This window comes from Bacillus sp. WC2507 (genome assembly GCF_052656125.1).
The window spans coordinates 234,072-251,199 of the sequence record NZ_JBQXPN010000003.1 but is presented as its reverse complement, the minus strand read 5'-3'; the positions used below and the strand labels follow the sequence as shown (position 1 = coordinate 251,199).

Sequence of the window (17,128 nt, the reverse complement as noted above, 5' to 3'; positions counted from 1 at the left end):
CATAGGTGATAAAGAATGTTAATTATCAAAGGTTAACTTACTTAAGGAAGATTTTACACGAGAAAACGTCACTTTATATTCTAATTCTATAAAAAATCACAACGTGCGATCCACTCATTGGTTTTGCTATTTTTAGCAAAATAAATTCCTCCGCCATGAATAATATTTAAATGTGCTTTTGGGTCGTCAGTTATTTGAAAAATAAATTCATAATTCGCGGGCCATTGGATGCTTGATTGGGCAAAACAAGCATAGCCACCTAATTTATGCATATAATGATTTTCTTCAAAAATATCCTCGTAGTAGTCTATCTCATTTGTATTTTCAAGTTCTAAAATTCTATCTTGCATATTGTTTGGAAAATCTTCTGTATCCCATTGTGGAAACTCATCAGTTACTAATTTAGGTATTAAGGGAAAAGATTTTAGATTAGGAAACGTAAGTGACATTTCATTCGGTACTAGTTCCTCTAAAGAATCATATTCTCTAATACAAAAATTTCCTGATAAGTTGGACAAATCTTTAGCAAAGTTTGGAGATAGAAATACTGCGATGGCTTTCATATCTTTTACTGCTTCTGGAACAAAAGGTATTTGAGTTAAATTAAGGAGAACTATTGTTTTTGGAAAAAAGTACTGTTTTTTGGGGATTTCGGAATTGACGATACGATAGCTATCATATATGCGCATTTGACAGATAAAATTGATGTTATAGGAATTGTTGCAGACTATGGGAACGTACCTAAAGCTGAAGTTGTTAGAAATGTTCGCTTTTTACTTAAAAATGTAGGTAAAGAATATGTAAAAGTTTTTGGTGGGGCGGAGCATTCCATGTCTTCAGAAGCTGAAACTTTTTATCCAGAAGTTCACGGTAAATTTGGGATAGGTCCCATTTATCCAGGACTAGAGATTCAGACATTTGAGAATTTTTTTGAGGTTCTCACACTTATTAAGCAGCATAAAAATGAACTTATTATCGTGAATACCGGGCGGCTAACTTCACTTGCAACTTTATTTCTCCTTTATGGTGATGTAATGGAATATGTACATTCTTATTATATTATGGGAGGAGCTTTTCTATATCCAGGAAATGTTACTCCCATTGCTGAAGCTAACTTTTATGGCGATCCTGGATCAGCCAATATTGTAATGAGATACGCAAAGAATCTATCAATTTATCCTTTGAATGTTACACAATCGGCTATTGTGACACCGGAAATGGTCAATTATATCCACTCTAAAGGGAAAACTAAATTTTTAAAGCCTCTTTTAGACTATTACTATTATCAATTTTATCAAAAAAAAGTTCCTGGAATACAAGGTAGCCCGGTTCATGATGCACTTACTTTAATTGCGATTAATCGTGATGATATTTTTACATACCATCAATCAGCAGTGACAGTTAATGTACTTGATACTGTAAGAGGACAAAGTATAGGAGATTTTAGGTCTACCTTTGAACCAGAAACATTCGGTAATCGTCCAAAACATAGGATTGCAATACAAATGAATTATGAAAAGTTTTTTAAGGAGTTTATGACTGTAATGACTGGCGAACTATTTTAGGTAAACCCCTTATATATAAGGATATGTTTTGCTATCAAGCGAAGATTTTAAAGTACCCCCTAAATGGGAATTTTATGTTTTTATAGACCTGAAATTTAATTTAATCGTGTTTTGGGGTAACTTATTTTCTTGAGTTGATGATGTTGTGGTTGAGACTCCTAAAACAATTTATGATTCTGGTACTGCGCATAATTATGGTAGATTTGTAACACCTATTACATCAGTATATAAGCCAGGATCATATGTAGCTGTTATGGAACTTGGGGAGAATTATTATTATGGTGGCAGCTTAAGAATTACAAAATAATGAATGTTAATTTCACTAATGATAATATTTTTGATATGATCCATGTATAATAAAAATATAACTCATAAGCGGTATACTTAACCAACGGCCGCTTAGGTATTGAGTTATACCCCTTGGAAAAGGTACCTTGCAGCAGAGGTACCTTTTCTTTTGTTTTTAGTTGTAGGGGTACCGCCCCATGCCCATTAAGCTAAGATTTTGAGACACCCTCATAACGAGAATTTTACTTTTTTACAGTTATTTATGAAAATTCCGCTTGTTTTTTTCATTTTTGGGGTGCTAAACTTAAAACTTCAGCAAGAAGCACAGACTAAAGCACCTAGTTTTCACGATATAATTCTCAGCTAAATTCGCAAAAAAGAGCTTGAATTCCCAAGCTCTTTTAAATATCACTTAATAACTTTATAACCACCATTTTTCCTGTGGAATTAAAACTGTTTCAATATCAAAGTTATTCTCAAACCATTCCTTCATCAATGTTTTATGGACAAGATATTCTGATGCAGAATGGGAAACGCCGATTAAAGACATCGAAGTATTAGAAACATAATCCATCATTTGTTTGTATCTTTGTTTACCATATTCGTTATCAATATGGCAATGGATTTCGCCAGTGATATAAGCTTGAACTCCTCTTTTTTCAGCTTCCTCCATCCAACTTACTTTGTCGCCACAACCTGCAACGATAGCTATTTTCTTTACGTTATTTATGTTCTTACCTTCAAAATCAACATATGGAATTTCGAATATTTCTTTTAAGTGAGAAGTTAGTTCACTTGTACTCTTTTCTTCAATGTTACAAATTAGAACTAGGTCTTCATTATTTATAGAACTTGTTAAAAACCCATCAATAATTTCTGCATTTAATTGTTTAGCAATAGCTACACTTGTACCTAAATTGGCATGATAATCCATCGGTACATGGCATGTATAGAATGATAATTCCTTTTCTTTTATTTGTTTAATGTATTTTTCTTTTATAGGAACAAAGCCTTTGCCCCATGCTCCTTTTGGATCTCCACATTCCATCAATAAGGGATGGTGCATAAAAAGTAAGTCTCCGCTATTACTTTCTTCTATAAAACGTTCCAACACTTCATCTGTAGGGAAAACGGCAAGAAAAATTTTCTTTACATTTGCATCCCCTTTTAACATTAGACCATTAAATAATTCCACAAAGTCTTTTTCAAAAACTGATTTCCAGTCAAACTTTAAAGGTTCATAGACCATTGGTATGAATTGACTGAAAGCAGAATCCTTCCCAAATGATTTTATATCAAGTTCAATGTCCAGTTTAGACACTATTTCACTTAGTTTAACCATAAAATTATTCCCCCAAAAATTTTATAATTCAATACAAACGGTTAGAAAAATAACAATTATTATATTCTTTTAAATATTTTAACATAAAAATTCATTTTTCCTCATGAAAAAATCACTCCTGTTGTTTAAAGTGGTCCCTCCACATTCCTATCAAGCAAAGTTAAAATCATACCTTCAAAATGAAAAAACGCTATGCTTATTGTAAACAGTTTATAAGAAAGGATGGCGTTTTGATGAATCCTATCATTTCAAATAGATTGAATCTTTTCGCTCAAGAGCTACAATACTTTTTATCTCCAGTGGCCCTACAAGATATTGCCAAACAAGTTGGCTTTGTACAGCAATCTAGTAAGTATCAAGCAAACGAACTCATTGCCCTTTGCGTATGGCTTAGTCAAGAAATTGCTAGCACATCACTTACACAATTGTGCAGTCAGTTAGAAGTTTCCACTGGGGTACTTATGAGCTCAGAAGGACTGAATCAACGCTTTAATCCAGCAGCCGTCGCATTTCTTCGAGAAGTCTTTACTTCCCTTCTCACACAAAAACTCTGTTCAAATCACTCGCTTTCTGCACAAATGATCTCTATTTTCAATCGTATTCGTATTCTAGATGCGACAGTGTTTCAACTGCCTGATCATTTCGCCACTAACTATCAAGGTTCAGGCGGGAGTAGTAATACGGCAGGCGTGAAAATCCAATTGGAATATGATTTACTTAGTGGTCAATTTCTTAACGTGCAGCTTGGACCAGGAAAGAGTAATGATAAAACATACGGTACCATCTGCCTTGAAACCGTAGAGGCGGGCGATTTGTGTTTACGTGATCTTGGTTACTTCGATTTAGGAGACTTACAAACTATTCATGATAAAGAGGCTTACTATATCTCGCGGTTGAAGCTGAATACACGCATTTATATCAAGAACCCTGAGCCAGAATACTTCAACAACGGCACGTTAAAAAAGCAAACAGAATACATACAGCTTGATATGACAAAAATGATGTCGGGTCTAATCCCAGGTGAAACGATAGAAATCCCTGAGGCATACATTGGACAAAATCAGAAGCTTCCAGCACGTGTCATTATCCATCGTTTAACCGATGATCAAACGCAAACACGCCTGAAAAACCAAGCGATACGTGAAAAGAAAAAAGGCATTGTCATGAAGGATAAAAGTAAACGTTTAATGGGTATGAATGTATATATCACGAACACGTCTCTAGAAGGAGTACCAACGAACTACGTGCACTCACTGTATTCACATCGTTGGCAGATTGAAATTTTGTTTAAAACGTGGAAGTCATTTTTTAAAATTGATGAATGTAAAAATATTAAAAGAGAACGCCTAGAGTGCCATTTATATGGACAACTCATCGGCATTCTCCTCTGTTCTTCTACGATGTTTCAAATGCGACAGTTTCTGCTTGAAAAAACAAAGCAGGAGCTAAGTGAATACAAAGCGATTTATATGATTAAAGATTACTTTCCGCTACTGTTTCAAGCGATAGCCATTGGCACAGAAGAACTTTTGAAAATTTTGCATCGTCTTTATCTGCTGCTCAAAAAGAACGGTCGTAAATGTCATCGGTATAAGAAAATGACCGTCTTTGATATTCTAGGGATTGTGTATAAAACGACGGTGAAGCATAGACAATCTGCCTAGCGAAAAAATCACGTTTTAATAGGCTTCTTTAGCATGCCTACTTTTCTATCAATTGCTAGTTTTGAAACAAGGATCGTTTCATATCTAGTAATTTAATTGGTTAGCTTGATGGGCATGGGGTAGCACCACATACCCATCAAGCTAAGAAATATATTTCTCCCCATAACGAAAAAAATAAATTAAGTTCCTATGGACAACCATGAAAAGGTGAAATTTTCGTTTAGGGGATACTTCAAAATATTCACTTGATGAGCATGGGTACTAACCCGTGCCCATTAATTTTAAAAATCAGATTAACTCCAAAACAAAAATTTCAAACATGGTTGACTACGGATAATACTGATTATGTAAATAAAAATTCCCTTTAAATTTTTTAAAGGGAATTTTTATTCATAAGTACTACGGACCCTATACTTATCATGAATTGAATGACTAATTATTACTGCTTATCAACAATTACTCCTTTGACCGCTGCCTTTATATAAGGAGCGTCTTGTAACTGTTGCAAAGACTCTGTTGCTCCTGTGATTACTACACCATATATAGGTAAATCTTTTGGAGAAATACCTTTTATATTTTTATAATGATTTTGAACATCATCATTATTAAGTTGATTATTCTCATTTAATTTTTTCATTGCATCCATAAAATCTTTTGAATTTCTTTTTACATTCTCTTTTGAATATTCTTCTTTTTTTGTATAAATTCCTTGAAATCCATATACATGCGTAGACATCACAGCGTTCAAAACAGCACCAGTTTTAGGCTCTTTTAAACCTACATAAGTATCTGGGCTATTTTCATTGTATGTGTCTACCCAATACCAAACTGGTTGTACATCTTTTGGTAACATTTTTTCAATTTGCTCAACTGTATATGCTTTATCAAAAGATATAGCTATTTCTCCAACTTTATTTTGAAGCTCTCCAATATTTTTAAGGTCATTTACATAATTTCTATATGTAACAAACGGTAAATAAAATCGCATTTCTCTCTGCATCGTTTGACTATTATAATCTGGTAATGTCTCAAATTCATCCTTCTTATTACCAGATTCTTCGTCTAATATTGTATTTCCATTAAAATTCAATTGACTATATCCCCAAATTGATGAATACTCATATATTTCATCAATCCATTTAACTGGTTGTCCAGCAATATTTTTATAAGAACTATATATAATTGTACCGCCAGTTAAACCCATACTTAATTTGGTATGTCCATTAAATAAAATATTAGGGCCTTTTACAGTATGCAATACATTCCTTTGTATTTCCATTTTAATAAAGGTCTTTTGAGAAAAATAAATAGATGAAATATAAATTCCAATAATCACGACAATCGATGCACATATAGAGATAATCCAATTTCGCAGAAGATGCTTCCTCTTTGCTTTCTTTAGTAACCCCTTCATCTGTTTATCATCCATATCTAGTTCAAAATCTTTCCGACTCATGTTGCTTCCCCCTATACAATGCTTTAAATTGATTACGTGCCCTGTATAAATTTGTTTTAACGGTTTCTTCTTTCATGTCTAATAAAGAAGAAATTTCCTTATAAGATAATTCATAATCATATTTCAATAATAAAATATTCTTATAATCTGGATTCATTGTTTCCAGCACTTCTTGTATTTCCACTTGGAATTCTTTCGTTAGAATAATTTCATCTAACGATTTTTGACCAATAAGTATAACTGACTCAATAGGTACCGGATTAAAACGTTTTGATTTTCTATATAAGTCCCGATAGTGATTAATTGCTACCCGTAATAACCACGGAGTCAGTTTTTCTAACGAAATATCATCCATTAAAAACATTGCTTTGTATAATGTATCTTGTACAATATCTTCAGCATCTTTTACCCCTACACCAAGCTTTAATAAATACTTATAAATAACTTGGGATTTTTCTACTAATAACGATTCAAATGTATCATGATTCATCTAACTCTCCCTTCTATATAATTAACGTTTGAAAACGTAAAATGTATACAAACTTTGTAAAAAAAATAAAAAAGTACATCTATGTATAATGTACAATACGTTTTTTCTATATAATTACATTTAATATAACACCACTTAATCTAAGTAAAAAAGTTATCTCTATGCTAGCTTTTTATCATTATTGATATCAAATAAAGAAAGGGGTGCACTATATCACCATCGAGCTAAAGAAAAATTGTATCCATAAAATGAAAAAAACGTTATTCTTTTTGTAAAAATAGATAGAAAGGATGATGTTTTTGCTATGAATTTATTAATTTCTGATGAACTCGAATTGTTTTCTAAAGAGTTGCAACGATATATGTCACCACATGCTTTGGAGCAATTAGCAAGAAATGTAGGATTTGTGAAACGAAAAAGTAAGTATGGCGCACAAGATTTAGTGGCTCTATGTATTTGGTTAAGTCAAAATATAGCTCATACTTCATTGACACAACTATGTAGTCGATTAGAGGCTAACACAGGTATTTCTATGAGTCCAGAAGGACTCAATCAGCGTTTTAATTCTCAGGCTGTTCAGTTTTTACAACAACTATTAGCACATTTACTTCACCAACAATTTTGTTCTTCTAGCAAGATTCCAACTTTGTATACAAACTATTTTCGGCGTATTCGTGTATTGGATTCTACACATTTTCAGATTCCGGATAAATTCATTTCTACATATCAAGGTTCCGGTGGTAGTGGTCAAGGTGCTGGCGTAAAAATTCAACTAGAGTATGATTTACTAAGTGGTCAGTTTCTACATGTTCATGTAGGATCAGGAAAGCACAATGATAAAACGTATGGTTCTACTTGTTTAACGTCTCTTCAACCGAACGATGTATGTATACGTGATTTAGGATACTTCGACTTAAAAGACTTACATACGATAGAAGAGTGTAATGCTTATTTTATTTCAAGATTAAAGCTCAATACACGTATATATCAAAAGAATAATGAGCCTGAATATTTTCAAAATGGAACAATAAAAAAGCACTCTGAGTACATTCAATTAGATATGGAGCAATTCATTGATCAATTACAGTCAGGTGAAACATATGAAATTCCTGAAATTTATATTGGAATGTATCAAAAACTTCCTGCAAGACTAATTCTGTATAAATTAACTGAAACGCAAATGGAACGTAGACAAAAGGATTTAGCATCTAAAGAACATAAGAAGCAAATTACCTATAAAGAACGCAGTAAGCGGCTCAGTGCAATTAACTTTTATATTACAAATATTCCTTTGGAATATCTACCAAAGGAACAAGTATACGATTTTTACTCCTTACGATGGCAAATTGAACTTATATTTAAAACATGGAAATCATTTTTTCGTATTCATCAATGTAATTCTGTAAAATTAGAACGACTAGAATGTCACTTATACGGACAATTAATAAGTATTCTTCTTTGTTCCTCCATTATGTTTCAAATGCGTCAATTACTCCTCATCAAGAAGAAACGAGAATTAAGCGAATATAAAGCAATCTATATCATAAAAGATTATTTTCCACTTCTTTATCAAGCTCTACAAAAGGGCATCCAAGATATATCAAAGATACTACTACGTCTGTTCAATCTCTTACAGAAAAACGGACGAAAATCTCATAGGTATGAGAAGAAAACAGTATTTGATATTTTAGGTGTCGTATACAATTTTTCTATGCCTCACAATCATGTAGCGTAATCCAAAAAAATGAAACCCGATAGGTCTTTTTTGGTATGCAAATCTTTAAAGAACTTACACTGGATTTTTAGAAAAAAGAAAAAATCTTACATGAAATTAAACTTATATAATTTTAGCTTGATGGGCATGGGGTGGTACCCCAAAAGCAAAAATAACACAGAGTTCCTTTCATTAACACATTGATTATATTGGAAAATCATTATAATGATACTTATATTATCCTTTGTTGAAACATTTAATTTTGGACATGAAAGCTGTTGCAATAAATGATTAATAAAGATAGCAAGTAATAAATTAATGAACTATAAAATCATTTTTGAATATTAATCATTAATTTTGCATTAATATTAATTTTTTCAGAAAAAAGGAACTTCTTTTTATAATCTTAACTTAAAGTAATACTTTGGTAATATCCAACAATTTACACCATCCCCTTTACAGTTATGGAAACCCTAATTAGATTTAAAAAGAGAGAAGAGCTCATCGATGCTCCTCTCTCTTTTTTATTTACTTAAGATTACTATTCAAATTGCTTATTGCATCTTTAAGCTGACTTTTAAATTATAAACTTTAATTTCCATACTTCTTTACAAGCCGATAAATGAAAAAAGTATATGTTCCTTCAAAATTAAGTTATAAAAGAGTTATGTTTTCCTGTAACATATTATTCATCCTTCTATTCACAGACAGTACGCTTCCACACTAAATAAAATCTCTCCGTAAACGTCCAATAGCTCTAAAATATACAAAAATTGAGAAATATGAAAAAGACACTCTTATGAGTGCCCTTCTTAGCAACTAAGTCCGCTGCAGCTATTACCATATCTCATATGAATTTCGCCTGTAAGAGGAAATTTTAAGTTCATATTTAATTATTAAAATAAGCCGCACCAAAGTTTTCATTAAATCTTTTACACCAAACAGAAACCGAACCATATTCACTTACATCTATCCCTTCAGGAATTTCGTAGTTTTGGTCTCCTTTATTTCCCTTTAATTTTCCTAATTCAATATACTGATAGTTTTTTACGTCTTCATTATTTTTCAAACGATTTGTAGGAACTAATACAACTCGTACATCTGGCCCATTTGATGTTGCAAAATTAGAAAGTCGTAAAACACGTTTTCCATCCGCTAATTGGTGAATTTTTGCCGTTCCAGTTGTTTCATGGACACCGGTTTGAAACTGACCTTCCCTTAATACTCGATCACTTTGTTGCCTTACTTCAGTTGATTGTATCTCTGTTTGTGGCAATGATTCATTTACGTGCTTATCAATAAATAATTTCTCTGGTCGGAACAATGACCATAATATCCCCAATACAATTATCAAACCACCTATAAGCCATACATATTTTCTTTTCATAAAGTAAAAAACCTCCTGTATCATACTGTGTAGTAGTATGTTAACAAGAAGGTCTTTCATTTTTCTAACGTAAATGTTACAAAAGTCTTTCAGCCATCTTATTTTTTTACTGATGTGATGGGAAGAGTGAACCAAAATTCACTTCCCTGCTTACCATCTGCGCGATTCCTTACACCAATTTCCCCTTTGTGCATTTCAATCAATGATTTTGCAATAGCTAATCCAAGTCCGGAACCTCCAGATTGTGAACTTCTTGATCGATCTGTTCTAAAAAAACGTTCAAATACACGTAATTGATCATTTGGAGAAATTCCCATTCCTTCATCCCGCAAAATGAATTGAACCTGTTGAGTTAGTTTATTTTCCACTACAGTCAATTCAATTGTTCCAGAGATAGGAGAATATCGAATTGCATTATGTAATAAATTACCTATGACCCTTTCTATTTTACAAGGCATAATCAAAAGTCGAGGTAATGTATCAGGGACATCCAATTGCACATGGATTTGTTTGTCTCCTAATAAGACAGAATGTGACTCTAATACATCTAATAGAACTTTATCTAAATGTGTGAAACTTGGGTGAAAATCTACTTGCTCAAACTCTAACTTTGAAAGATCAAATAAGTCGTTAATTAATCCATTTAATCTTTCTATTTCTTTTAAAACCGTTGCTAAGTATTGCTTTTTCATTTCAGGATCTTCAATCAGGTTATCTTGTAATGCTTCTATCATCATTTGCATGCTAGCCATAGGTGTTCGTAAGTCGTGTGAGATATTGGTAATTAGCTCCTTACGAGAGTTTTCCTGTTCCTCTAACTTAGTAAACCCTTCTTCTAATTTTTTTGCCATCTGTTGAAAGGCTGTTGCCAATTCTTTAAACTCACGTGGTTCTTGCCCAATTATATACATCGTTTTAAAGTGTCTATCACTAAATTGTTTTGTCAATTTTATTAAATTTTGTATAGATCTTATGATAGGACGTGTCATTAACCAATAAATAAACGTTGAAATAATGAATGCCACAAATGCAATTACTGTTAATAACCGCGTTTGTTCCGGTTCAAGTAACATTTTCGTATCACTATACCATATAGCAATTACCATAATACTAGTACTTAATAGATTCATGAGTAACAATTGAATACGTAATCTCATGTTTCATTTCCTCCATTTGGCTCAAAGCGATATCCTATACCCCAAACCGTATGAATCCAGCGATTCTTTATCGTATGCTTCTCGAGCTTTTCACGTAAACGACTCACTAACACGGTAACTGTGTTTGATGCCCCTTCATGTCCAAAATCCCAAATTATTTCAAGAAGCTGCGAGCGAGAAAATACTTGTTTTGGATGCTTTGCCATGAGATAAAGTACCTCAAACTCTTTCACCGTTAACTCCACTTCCTTATCACAAACAAGTACATATCTGGTCTTTGGATATATTTTTAAATCTGGAAACTCTATCACTTCCAATAGGGATTCTTTCGCTTGTATTGGTACATGGCTTCCTCTTCTTAGTATAATTTGAACCCTTAATACTAATTCACGAGGGGAAAATGGCTTTGTTAAATAATCATCAGCCCCCATTGTTAAGCCTAAAATTCGATCCCTTTCCTCTCCCTTAGCAGTTAACATAATAATAGGGACATTTGACTGTTGACGAATTTCCTCGCATAATTCCCATCCATCTTTTTTTGGCATCATCAAATCTAATATAATTAAATCTGGTTGATGTGTAAGAAATAAATCCCAACCTTCTTTACCATTTACAGCGGTATAAACTTCATATTCTTCTCTTTCTAAATACCGTTTGCATACTTCTCGAATATTTTCTTCATCTTCTACGATTAAAATTCTTTTCTTCATATACTATCCTCACTTCTTTTTCACCAATAACAAAAAATTTATTTTTTCTATTATCCAATAAAAATATCTTTATAGGTAAAGATATAAAAACTAATCACATAAATAAATCAGAATTCCACATTTAACCCTCAAAACGAATGAAAATTCGGAAAATAAATCATGTAATACAGATAGTAATCTTAACATTTGATTACTTATATGACTAGATAAGTATTTAAAATAGTAGTTTCTAAATCATATATAAATTAAAAGGAATGAGTCCGATTCAACATCGAACTCATTCCTTACTAGTAACCTAAATTTTTGTATCTAACTTTTCAGATACAATTCATTTCCGGTTCTCTTTTCAAACTTAGCAACAGAACTGTTACCTATTACTGAACTCTTGATAGATTCCATGCTATAGTATCAGTCCCATTCTCTCCATTACCATATTTCATATAATCGATTAAATATCCTACCTTTAACTTATTACCATTAGATAGTATGTTCCATTGCTTATGGTGTCCAGTGAAATTCTTTGGATATGCATGATTAAATTTAAAAGTACTTGCGTTCTGTTTTTGATCTAAATGGATATAACTATCTTGAAGTTTTAAATATGCATAATCTGAATAAATAGGATTTTGAAATTTAATTAATACCTCTTCATCCTTTTTAATTGGTTTTCCAGGTTTAGGTTGACCTACTCTTTCAATAATTACATTCACTTTTTCATCGCTAGATTTTTCAGCCCAAAGATACTCCCATTTATTCCCTGCATGATGACTTCCCAAATAAGCTGTATTTCCATATGAAGCCACGGTATAAGGGACTCCTTCTGTAACAAATTCACCTGAATTATCTACTACATAATCTTCAAATTCTTTATTAGCTTTAATTTCAGTATCAATCTTTTGTGTAGGCGTTAGATTGTGTGCGTCATTGATTTCAAATGTAACTTTTCTGTGCGCAGCAATTTCAGATTTAATAGGGTGTATATTTTCTCTAGACTCATATGTAAATCCATTTTCACGTTTAACCAGTGTTACTGTTTGTGACGGAGCACTCCATTTCTTACTATAAGTAGTAGGAATATCTTTACTCACTCCAAATAAACCAGGTAAAATTGTTGCCCTAATCTTTTGCGTCACAGAATCATAACTACCTTCTACTAATGTTGGTTGCTGTAGTTTTGCAAAAGCTCCGTGTACAGAGTCTTTATGTAAATAACCGCGATCTCCCTGTCCCGCTTTTAAATCGTTCAATGCATCAGTTCCATTATTAGCTGAAACCACTGATACGTTATTAGTACTTTTAGCCTTGTTTACAATATGATTTACTTTTTTCGTATCTATATTTACCTGTTGAAAAACTTCGTTATAGGATAAAACTGGCTTATCAGCAAGAGATTTGTCTTTAGGAGTATATACCCTAAACTTTGGTATATTTCCTATATCTGTTTCTAATTGTTCAGTAGCTGCATTTACTCTAGACTCATATCTCCCTGAATCCCCCAAATGCATAATTTCTTCACCTTTTTCAATAGATAAATCCATTGTACTTGTAGGTAAAACTTCAATCGAAAGAAGTTCCCCTTGTTCAACAGCTTTCAATTCATCCAAAGATAAGACAATATTCGCATCTGCTTGTCCTTCTAAACTGTCAATTACTACTTCTGTTTTATTCCGTCCACCTTTTTCTGTACTTAAATAGTTTGCTTTATAACGATCTTGTGTTGCCTTTACAGTATTAATAATTTTGTTTCCTAAACGAATATTAAAATGAGGCGAAACATTTTCAGCGGATGCTGTTCCTACATTCTTATATTCCAAATGTACCCGTAATTTTGCTGCGTTCGCTGTATCCACAGTTGTTGCAGTAGACCAATCGAAATTATTTGTATAACTCTCCGTTTCCGTAGTTGTTTTTGAATATCCGTATCCCACATTTGCTGAAACACTTCCGGAAGGAACAGGACCGGCTGCTGAGCCTTCTACACCACCTGAACCACTTAAACCTACATTAAATGAATGTTGTGTAGATACACTTTTTTCCCATCCTCTACTAACTGATCCGCCATTATTATCCGTAATGGTTGCAATAGGAATTACTTCAATTCGTTTGACACCAATTTGCAAATTCGGCATGTTGGCAACTATCGGATTGAAATTAGTATCAGAATCGTTGTTATAATTCTCAACCTCATACATATCAGTAAAAGGATCACCATCCGTATTTGCATTCATAGGATTCGATATAAATTTTGTTTTCCCTTTATCCTTCTCGGTATCCCATGCTTTCGCTTCATTTTTTCCAGTTTGTGAATTGAATTCAATTTTATATCCATTAATCTCTAAGTCGTTGGAAATACCATCTTTATCCCAATCGTTGTTTGCCATTTCAATGTTTTGTGTAATGAGTGAACCTATTTCCCCATCAGATCCGAGCGTGAAATTCTTATCTTCTTTTTTTACATTTGCATTCTCTTTGAATATTTCAACTGTACCTCCTGGATTCGGTTGTTTTACATCTGCTAAAGCAGGAGATGCTAAAGTCAGTGCCATCGATACACTACCTAATACACTAATTGCTGGCTTCAATTGTTTCATTGTTATTTTTCCTCCTTGGTTTCTAGTTCCATTAGAACACCTACTAGTAAGATTAATTTCATCATATATAACAAATCTTTCTTTTCTCTCTCATAACTGTTAAAAAAGTCTCTCGTAAATATTACAAAACACTTACAGAGTTTTTAAAAGCCATAAAATCTATATATGAAACATCAAAAAGCCGTAATATGAAGAATCGATTACAATATATACAAAAAAGCAGCTAGCCAAAGCTAACTGCTTACTCATTTATAAAATTTCAGTAAAAGAATGTATTAATTTTGAAGTGTGCAAATTGGAAGAGTTACTTCAACTATAGTTCCCTTATTCACTTCACTCTCAATAAATACCTTCCCCTGGTGTGTTTCAATAATTTTATAACAGACCATTAATCCTAAACCGATTCCCTCTTCCTTAATACTGTAAAAAGGTTCTCCTAAATATGGTATACGTTCTTTTGGAATCCCACATCCTTGATCGATAAAGCGAATCCTTATTTGATTATTATCAAGTTTATCAAATTGAATCAAAATTTCTCCTCCTGTTGGCATGGATTCAATTGCATTTTTTATAATATTAACAAATACTTGTTTTAATTGATTTCCTTCACATGGAATCAGTGGAATACCAGGTGTAAAATCAATTCTAATTTTTATATTATTCATCATTGCTTGAGGTTGCAGTAGCATTAAAACTTGATCCATTAGCACACTAATATCATTAGGTTGTATCTTTACAACCTGTGGTTTGGCTACCGCCATAAATTCATTAGTAATACTTTCTATACGCTCAATCTCTGATGATACTATATTTATATAACCCTGATTATTCTCAGTTTCCGTTGATTTTAGTAATTGCATAAACCCTTTCATTGCGGTTAATGGATTATTAATTTCATGAGCCATTGCAGTCGCTAATTGTCCTACGACAGCAAGTTTTTCAGATTTTCGTAGTAATTCTTCTGTTTTTAGCCGTTCAGTGATATCACGAGAAATACTCAGGAAAACCTTTTTACCATTTAAGTTAAAAACACGGACACTAAACTCGGTAGTTATTATTTTTCCTGTTGGAAAAGCATATTCATCTTGCAAAGTGAAGGAAGTTTGTCCCTCTCTAATTTTTTCTAATAACCTTACAATCATTTTAGAATCTTGTGGTACGACATTTGGAAATGGTAACGAGAGCAGCTCTTCTCTACTATATCCAAATCTTTTACAACCAACAGGGTTTACCTCAATGAATCGACTTGGAACATGATTTTCATTCAGCTCTACTACATATACTGCATCAGTTGCTTGTTCGATTAGTGCACGGTACTTCATTTCACTATCTTTTAATTGTTGGTGTAATCGATGTCGTTCTCTTTCTGCTTGTTTTCTTTCAGAGATGTCTCTACATATTGCAGATAAAGCTATTACATTTCCTCTTACGTCTAGTATAGGAGAAACTGTCAGACTGACATCAAGTAGACTTCCATCGTTACGTCGTCTAACAGTTTCTAATCTAGTAACTACGGATTTTCCTGTTAGAATTTCCTGAATATTTTCAAGTGATTCTTCCATTAAGAAATCTGGTACACAGGGTAATCTCTTACCTACGATTTCTTGTAGTGACCATCCAAATATCTTTTCATAAGCTTTATTTGCTTGTAAAATATGCCCTTTTCGATCAGAAATGGTAATAGCATCTACATTATGCTTTATAAATGATTCTAGTAATTCTTTGGTAGCCCTTAATTCTGATTCTACCTTTTTTCTTTCGGTTATATCGACTGCAGAACCAACAACTTCAATAACTTGTCCATTTCGTTTAATCGGCCTAAGTGCAATAAGAATAATTGTTTTATCATCTGGCCAGGGTAATTCGAATATAATTTCTTTCCCTTCCCATGCCTGAAGATAATACTTCATCAATTGCGGAACTAAATGTGGTGGAACAATAGAAGCATCAATAGTCCGTAAGCTTTTTCCTACCACCTGTTCAGAATAAAATCCTTTTTGATAATAAAACTGTCCATCACATAAAGTGTGTATAAAGTGCTTACCCACTTTTTTAAATTTAAAAATCCCTCCTTGAAGCTCATGTACGGTATCTGTAAGTTCTTGCTTGGATTTTTTTAATTCCCGATTCATTTTAGATAAGTCCTGTGTTAAATAATACAATCTCTGATAGGCTTCCATAAGAAATAGCCCAATTAAAAGTCCTAACGCTATATATAATAAACCTCCAGAGTAAAGTAACGTAGTATTAAAGAATACACCAACTAACCACTTTATTCCGACAAAAATAGAAAAATATAAAGATGCACTTTTAAAAGGATGAAGGTTTTTAAAATATGTTTTAAAAGTAGAAAATAGAACACTCATACTTAAATATGCAATCACAGGTGGCTCCCAATACCCACCAATGAAAAAGATACGCATTATAATTATGCTAATTAGTGTAATCCAGCCAGCAATGCGACCAAAATAAATAAAAGATAGAATAAGAGGAACAACTCGAAGATCGTAGGAAAATCCCATGTATGGAAAAGAAAAGAGCATCAAAGTAACTGCAATAATTCCTCCATAGAATTTTTCGAAATATCGCCTGGAATGAACCAAAAACACTTGAATAAATATCGCTGCGCTAACTAATAAAGAAAAAATAGAAATATTGATGAAATAGTCTTTAATAATCATGTAATGTCCCTCCTTGCATTAAAGATATATTCGACAAAAAAACAGAAATTCCTACAAATAGTATAAACAGTTCAGGTGCAAAA

Annotated in this window: 12 protein-coding genes and 1 pseudogene; 4 read left to right on the top strand and 9 right to left on the bottom strand. The window is 32.7% G+C overall.

Annotated features, from left to right (window positions below; translation table 11 throughout):
* Window positions 1-86 precede the first annotated feature (86 nt).
* Window positions 87-689 carry a DUF1963 domain-containing protein gene (locus ACUN28_RS29105; protein ID WP_016090089.1) on the bottom strand — a complete coding sequence of 201 codons (603 nt, stop codon included), beginning with the start codon at window positions 687-689 and terminating at the stop codon, window positions 87-89.
* On the opposite strand from ACUN28_RS29105, the gene ACUN28_RS29100 reads away from it, so the two are divergent.
* Both ACUN28_RS29100 and ACUN28_RS29095 read left to right on the top strand, forming a co-directional pair.
* Entirely contained in the window at window positions 603-1,565 is a 963-nt protein-coding gene (locus tag ACUN28_RS29100) for a nucleoside hydrolase (protein WP_098506198.1), read from the top strand. The two genes, ACUN28_RS29105 and ACUN28_RS29100, sit on opposite strands and share 87 nt — an antisense overlap.
* Window positions 1,566-1,725: 160 nt before the next feature.
* Window positions 1,726-1,872: pseudogene (locus tag ACUN28_RS29095) on the top strand (DUF5065 family protein); the annotation flags it as partial.
* A gap of 402 nt (window positions 1,873-2,274) precedes the next feature.
* Here the strand turns inward: ACUN28_RS29095 and ACUN28_RS29090 are convergent.
* On the bottom strand, window positions 2,275-3,195 hold the full coding sequence (locus ACUN28_RS29090; RefSeq protein WP_016090092.1) for a Nif3-like dinuclear metal center hexameric protein: 921 nt from the start codon (window positions 3,193-3,195) through the stop codon (window positions 2,275-2,277).
* A gap of 233 nt (window positions 3,196-3,428) precedes the next feature.
* Between ACUN28_RS29090 and ACUN28_RS29085 the strand changes: the two genes are divergently transcribed.
* A complete protein-coding gene (locus tag ACUN28_RS29085; protein WP_016136321.1) occupies window positions 3,429-4,859 on the top strand; it encodes an IS4 family transposase in 1,431 nt (476 codons plus the stop codon).
* Between the two features lie 439 nt (window positions 4,860-5,298).
* On the opposite strand, the gene ACUN28_RS29080 is transcribed toward ACUN28_RS29085, so the two are convergent.
* Both ACUN28_RS29080 and ACUN28_RS29075 read right to left on the bottom strand, forming a co-directional pair.
* A complete protein-coding gene (locus tag ACUN28_RS29080) occupies window positions 5,299-6,315 on the bottom strand; it encodes an anti sigma factor C-terminal domain-containing protein (RefSeq protein ID WP_445423469.1) in 1,017 nt (338 codons plus the stop codon).
* Window positions 6,296-6,805 (bottom strand): RNA polymerase sigma factor, encoded by a 510-nt coding sequence (locus ACUN28_RS29075; protein ID WP_016089695.1) that lies wholly within the window; start codon window positions 6,803-6,805, stop codon window positions 6,296-6,298. The genes ACUN28_RS29080 and ACUN28_RS29075 overlap by 20 nt, the downstream gene beginning before the upstream one ends.
* Before the next feature lie 304 nt (window positions 6,806-7,109).
* On the opposite strand from ACUN28_RS29075, the gene ACUN28_RS29070 reads away from it, so the two are divergent.
* On the top strand, window positions 7,110-8,540 hold the full coding sequence (locus ACUN28_RS29070) for an IS4 family transposase (protein ID WP_016089694.1): 1,431 nt from the start codon (window positions 7,110-7,112) through the stop codon (window positions 8,538-8,540).
* 868 nt (window positions 8,541-9,408) lie between these two features.
* Here the strand turns inward: ACUN28_RS29070 and ACUN28_RS29065 are convergent.
* The 5 genes from ACUN28_RS29065 to ACUN28_RS29045 all read right to left on the bottom strand — a co-directional run bounded on the left by ACUN28_RS29065 (window position 9,409) and on the right by ACUN28_RS29045 (window position 17,045).
* On the bottom strand, window positions 9,409-9,906 hold the full coding sequence (locus ACUN28_RS29065) for a DM13 domain-containing protein (RefSeq protein WP_016136327.1): 498 nt from the start codon (window positions 9,904-9,906) through the stop codon (window positions 9,409-9,411).
* A 98-nt stretch (window positions 9,907-10,004) separates the two neighbouring features.
* On the bottom strand, window positions 10,005-11,063 hold the full coding sequence (locus ACUN28_RS29060) for a sensor histidine kinase (RefSeq protein WP_016089699.1): 1,059 nt from the start codon (window positions 11,061-11,063) through the stop codon (window positions 10,005-10,007).
* Complete coding sequence (locus ACUN28_RS29055; protein ID WP_016089700.1) at window positions 11,060-11,773, bottom strand: response regulator transcription factor; 714 nt, start codon at window positions 11,771-11,773, stop codon at window positions 11,060-11,062. Before ACUN28_RS29055 ends, ACUN28_RS29060 begins: the two co-directional genes overlap by 4 nt.
* 374 nt (window positions 11,774-12,147) lie before the next feature.
* Complete coding sequence (locus ACUN28_RS29050; RefSeq protein ID WP_016089701.1) at window positions 12,148-14,364, bottom strand: binary toxin-like calcium binding domain-containing protein; 2,217 nt, start codon at window positions 14,362-14,364, stop codon at window positions 12,148-12,150.
* A 275-nt stretch (window positions 14,365-14,639) separates the two neighbouring features.
* A complete protein-coding gene (locus ACUN28_RS29045; protein ID WP_098560579.1) occupies window positions 14,640-17,045 on the bottom strand; it encodes a PAS domain S-box protein in 2,406 nt (801 codons plus the stop codon).
* Window positions 17,046-17,128 lie beyond the last annotated feature (83 nt).